This is a genomic window from Bradyrhizobium sp. PRIMUS42 (assembly GCF_023006515.1).
GTDB lineage: Bacteria > Pseudomonadota > Alphaproteobacteria > Rhizobiales > Xanthobacteraceae > Bradyrhizobium.
In genome coordinates this window covers 1-5,362 of sequence record NZ_JALBGZ010000450.1, presented here as the reverse complement: position 1 = coordinate 5,362, position 5,362 = coordinate 1, and the positions used below count along the sequence as shown (strand labels likewise).

Below are 5,362 nucleotides of genomic sequence, written 5' to 3'. Positions count from 1 at the left end.
ACGCCGCCGCCGAGCTCGGCGGCGAGGTCGAGGCACCACCTCAATATTGGCGCTCGCAGCCCTCGACGCAGAAGGCGCTGTTCGGCAAGACCACGTTCGGGGCGCGGTGAGGGCGAGGGAGTGTGGCGCGATGACCGCGCCGCAACCTCCGTCATTGCGAGGAGCCCGCGACAAAATTGCGCAGCAATTTTGCGCTGATGCGACGAAGCAATCCAGGATCCCTCCGCGCTGACATCTCTGGATTGCCTCCGCCTTCGCCGAAGGCTTCGGCGGACAAGTCGCTGCGCTCGCAATGACGGGTGTGGGGCAGGGTGCGCCATAACCGCCAGTGTCGCCCCTGCCTAGTGCGCAATTGCGCACGGGCGCAGCGACCCATACCGCGTGATCTCTCGATAGCGCGCGGTGGCGTTGACAACTTTACTTCGTGTCGTCGCCACACTGCTCCCTGTGGTTATGGGTCCCCGCGCCCGTGCGCAATTGCGCACTAGGCAGGGACGACGGCGGAATGTATGGCATGTGCTTTCACCCCCTCACGCATCCGTAAATCTCCCCAGCTTCCGCCTCCCGCAAAACTGGCCTAACCTCCGTCCCCCCCAACTCCGCAACGGAGGCCCGACATGCGGTTTCGTGTTCGCAAAACGGCTCACATCTTCGAGCGCGTCGGCCTTGCGATGGCGGGTGCCGCGTGCGGGCTGTTCGTCGGCGCTTATGTCGGATCGGCGATTCCGCAACTCACCACGCAGGGCTTCCTGCTGCTGATGATGCTGCTCGGCTTCGTCGGCTTCTATCTCGGCATCGACACGCCGCAAATGCCGTTCGACGATGCGCACAGCCGGATCGACGCCGCCGAATTCATGAGCTCCGCCGGCACGCTCTGCGCCACGCTCACCGCGTTCGTCTCCGTGCTCGTCATCGTGCTCAGGGGCGATCCGCACATGGGCTGGACCTGGCTCGTCTTCTTCGGCTGGATCGCAGGCGTCGCCATGCAGATCGTCGCCGGCACAAAAGCCAGGATGCGGAAGTAGGATTCTTCCTTCCCCTTGTGGGACAAGGTGGCAGAGGCGGCCTTTGGCCGCCGTTCCTGAGAACGCCGAGGCGAAGCCTCGGCTATGGCGCCGGATGAGGGGTCTGCCTCCGCGAATTCAGCTGCGAGATGAGATTGCCGAGACAGACCCCCCACCCGTCTCCCGCTTCGCGGCGAGCCAGCCTCTCCCACAACAAGGGGAGAGGGACGTAGCGCTTTCCCCCTAAAACACCACGCCCACCCGCGTGCCGCGCTTCCAGGCGATGCGGCAGCGCTTCTTGGTGTTGACGTGCAACAGTTCGAAGCGATCGGGGATGTTCACCTGTCCGCCGAGATCGACGCAGGCGCCGCCGGGCGAATAGTCGATCAGCGTGCAGGTGATGACCGGCGCGCGCGCGTCGGTGATGATCTTGGCCTGGCGGGACACCAGCCCCGCCGGTTTCACGCGGGCATATTTGCGCGGATACATTGGCACTCTCCTCCAATGCCGCAGGTATCGCGGCGGATGATCTGTCCCAATGATGGGCAGCAGATCATGCGATCCGACTAAAGCGGGCCGAAGAATTTTAATGAAAAGTAGCGGCGAAGGCAGAAAGCGGCGGTACCGGGGTGGGGGAAGCGCCGCCTCAACCTCCGCTGTCGCCCCTGCCCCGGGCAGGCCAATGACGAGCTTGGCGCCCCAATTCACCCCGTCACGATCTCCGCCGCCTCAGCCTCGGAGCCGACATGCGGCCCTACCGGCATCGGCACCGTCACATACTCCTTCGGCATGTTCACCGGCCGGTAATCCGGCTCCACCGCCATGCGCTTCAACACGCTCTCATGCACATGCGCGCCCTCGGGAATGACGCGCGGCTCGCAATCGGGGATGTAGAAGCCGAGAAACACCTTCCGCTCCGGCCACTCCTTGTACTTCGCGCTCTTCGGCAGATATTCCAGCAGCCGCCAGCCCGCCGTCATCGAATTGTGCAGCATGCCGGTCTTGCCCGTAAAAGCCGGCGCGACGTATTGGAACGGCGAGTTCTTGCGCTGGATGCCCCAGGCGAGCTGCTTCACGGTCGCCGGGTTGAAGTTCAGCCCCGCCTTCTCCGCTTCCGCGATCATCCAGATCAGCGGATATTTGGAATCCCCGCTCTCCGCCTCCGAATAGCCGCCGCCGACGTCGCTGTGCACGCCGGCGAACCACACCTGCAGAATGTCCTGCGGCACCTTCTTCTCGTCCGGCACGTAGCGGTTGCTCCAGAATTCCTGCGGCTCCCGGTATTGCTTCAACCGGAACATGCAGCGCTGCTCGTCGATCGCGATCGCCTGCCGGAAGGTCTTGACGCTGGGGTTGCGCAGCGTGAAGGCGAGCTCCTCCAGGCTGAACAGGAAGACAAAATTGTCGCGCCGCGGCACGATCACGCTCGCCACCGTGTCCCACACGCCGATGAAGTGGATGGTCGGCCAGCGGGTCGAGGTGATGCGCGCGAACTGGGCGGCGAGGTCGAATTCGTCCTTCGGCAGCGGCCCGCTCTCGTCGAAGGCGACGTCCTTGAGATCCTCGATGTCGTTGCCGCGCCCGGTGCCGGAATATTGCTTGTAGGCGACGAGGCCGCTGCCGGCGAGGTTCGCCTGCTCCGGCCTGATCAGTCCCACCTTGTGGATCAGCCCCGCCAGCACACGCACCGTGTAAGCCCCGCGCGAAAAACCGAACAGGTAGATCTTGTCGCCGGGCGCGTAATGCTGAACCAGGAAGCAATAGGCCGAGAGCACGTTGTCATCGAGCCCATAGCCGGTGGCGAGCCCCAGCACCAGGTTGACGTTGGCCTTGAGCCGGTGCCACGTCGTCGGCTCCGTCACCGTGCCGACCCCGGGATCGTAAAACACCATCTGCCGCGGGTGCGTCCTGTCGGTCTTGCGCAGGCAGCGATACAGCTTCAGGACGTTGGAGATGTTTTCCGAGATCTCGTTGCCGGTGCCGTCACAGCAGATGACGAGGTTTTTCGGCTCGGGCTTGCGGTCGGCTGTGGCTGCGTGCTCCATGGGATGCGCCTCCGGGTGATGCTACCGGGGCGAGTATAGCGGAAAAGCGCGACGGGGAGGAGACGATGGCGTGCTTTCCCTCTTCCCTTGTGGGAGAGGGTGGACCAATCGCGCTCCGCGCGATTGAGAGGGGTGAGGGGGCTCTCTCCGGGCGCGACTTTCTCGCGTCAGAATTCCCGGAAACAATTCCCCATCCGCCTTCTTCGGCAAGTCACCTTCTCCCACACGGGGAGAAGGGAAGGCAGCGCGCGCCCTGCTCGCTCCGCCCCTACTTCTTCTTCCCCGGCCCGAAATCCGGCTGCCAGGCCGGCTCCTTGCGGCTCGGGGCCGCGGCGATCGCCTTGATCTTGTCTTTCTTCGGTTTCTTGGTCTCGCGATTGCTGCGTTGCTGTCCCTTGGTCCGTCTCCTCTGGGGTTCGAATTCGTCCGATTGCGCTGCATTATGCGCAGGTCGCGGCAAAAGGGCACGCGGTGCCGCGCACACGAGACGCGGAAGATGCAGCGCAAAATCGACCTGCGGCAATTGCGTGAGTTGCGCTGACGCGATCGAGCGTACGCCTGCGCCACGCCGATAGCGAGGACTAAAACGCCGCGTGGGCGCGCGCGCTGCTTGCTGCCTCGGGGACCCATAACCATCGAAGTGAGTTGTTTCGGATGGCTTGTGCCACAGCGTGCTTCGGCAACGCCGCCCGGGGCATGGGACCGGCCCCCGTGCGCAGTTGCGCACCCAGGCCGGAACGACGGCGGGCTGATTTGCGCGCAGCAAAGGAGTAACCCCATGACGCTCACCAGCGGCCGCTTTGTCGGCCACGAACAGGACCGGGGGATCGTCCAGTTCTCGATGCAGGACGGCGCGAGGGAGATCGCCTGCGCGATCTCGACCTCCGCGATGGACGACCTCGAACGCGGCCCGCGCGCGCGGCCGAGCGAGCGCGAAGAGCAGTTCATGCGCCTGCGCGAGCGCATCGAAGCCTGCGCGGGACGCAAGTATCAGGCAACGGAGTTCGAGGGCACCCCGCCGGGTATCGTGCTGCGGAGCATTGATTTTCGGGGGTAGGGGAGGCGACGGTTCGCACCGCGAGCGCGGGGCAGGCTTCGCGCATCTTCGAATCGCTCCGCAGGCCCCGTTGCCGCCTCAGCTGTTGATATTAACCATCCGTTAACCATGCGGTCGCCTAATGTGGAGGATGGGGGGATCACCATGTCGGCCCATGTGACGCGACCGAAGTTGATGCCAGCCGATCCTGCCTTGCATCTGCTTGGCGGGCTCGCGGGTCGCGCCAAGGCCTTCTTACAGGCCAAAACGGCTGTCCTACGGAGCGATGCCATGTTCGGAAAGGACGACTTAGTGGACAATCTCAGTCGCGACCTCGATCGTGCGCGCGGACGACGCGATGCTCTCGCATCCGAAGCCGCCACCCTGACGGCTCAGATCGCCGAAATCGAAATCCGCCTTTCGGAAGAGAAGAACAGGCGGGAGCGTGATCGCGTCCTGGGCGAAATCGAAGCGATCAAAACCCGGATCACGCAGGCCGGGAGCGCGTTTGCACCGGTTGTCGATGGTCTCTGCAAGGCGATCGAGCAGGCCGCGGCAGTTGTGCCCGAGGCCCGCGAGCTCAACAGCTTCCTGGTGTCGGTCGCGGCCGAAATCGACAACGTCATCGATCCCCTGGTGCGCGAACTGGATCAGCGCGCGGATGCGGTGCGAATGGGCCACGCTGCACCTGATATCCCGAGTTCGGCCAATGAGGCGGCCATCGTACCGCCCGTGGAACCGCCAAAAGACAACAACGATCGCCTGCTTCGCTTCCCGGCATGGCTGTCTCGCGACAAGGAGCCGGGAAAAAAGGAAACAGCGGAGAGCCCGCGCAGCACGGCAGCGTGACGCATCGGCGCGTTGCGCTGCGCGATGACGATTCGTCCCAATCTCATTGCGCCCTGGACTCGCCTGGCAGCGGTCCATGTCCGGCATTGGAGAGGTGTTGTTTGCTCCGTCATTCCGGGGCGCGCCTCTTGGCGCGAGCCCGGAATCCATTGCTCAACAGTCACTGCGGTCCGATGGATCCCGGGCTCGCGACGGAGCCTGTCATCGGGCCGCGCTTCGCGCGGACCCGTTGGTCGCGCCCCGGGACGACGACGCATCGTTGGGCTCGCTGGTCGCCAGGCAGGTAACTCCGGCTCTTGCGGCCAGCTCAGTTGGCGGCGCAGCGCAGGAAGGCCGGGATATCGAGAGTGCCTTCGTCGGTCGCGTTGCGCGGAGATGAGCGGCCGTAGGCGGAATCCGCGACCATCGCGTTGTAGGTGCCCTCATCG

General features: G+C 64.5%; 5 protein-coding genes. 3 read left to right on the top strand and 2 right to left on the bottom strand.

Translation table 11 applies throughout. The annotated features are described in order from the left end of the window. The first annotated feature begins 617 nt into the window (after positions 1-617). On the top strand, positions 618-1,025 hold the full coding sequence (locus MOV75_RS26300) for a hypothetical protein (RefSeq protein WP_246929248.1): 408 nt from the start codon (positions 618-620) through the stop codon (positions 1,023-1,025). A gap of 222 nt (positions 1,026-1,247) precedes the next feature. Here the strand turns inward: MOV75_RS26300 and MOV75_RS26295 are convergent, their stop codons facing one another. Together MOV75_RS26295 and MOV75_RS26290 are read right to left on the bottom strand one after the other, a co-directional pair. Beyond that, a complete protein-coding gene (locus MOV75_RS26295; protein ID WP_246929249.1) occupies positions 1,248-1,493 on the bottom strand; it encodes a PilZ domain-containing protein in 246 nt (81 codons plus the stop codon). 215 nt (positions 1,494-1,708) lie between these two features. Continuing rightward, a complete protein-coding gene (locus MOV75_RS26290; RefSeq protein WP_247006860.1) occupies positions 1,709-3,049 on the bottom strand; it encodes a DUF2235 domain-containing protein in 1,341 nt (446 codons plus the stop codon). Positions 3,050-3,827: 778 nt separating this feature from the next. Between MOV75_RS26290 and MOV75_RS26285 the strand changes: the two genes are divergently transcribed. Beyond that, positions 3,828-4,106, top strand: a complete 279-nt coding sequence (locus MOV75_RS26285; protein ID WP_246929251.1) for a DUF1488 domain-containing protein — start codon at positions 3,828-3,830, stop codon at positions 4,104-4,106. A gap of 144 nt (positions 4,107-4,250) precedes the next feature. Continuing rightward, positions 4,251-4,934, top strand: a complete 684-nt coding sequence (locus tag MOV75_RS26280) for a hypothetical protein (RefSeq protein WP_247006859.1) — start codon at positions 4,251-4,253, stop codon at positions 4,932-4,934. Positions 4,935-5,362 lie beyond the last annotated feature (428 nt).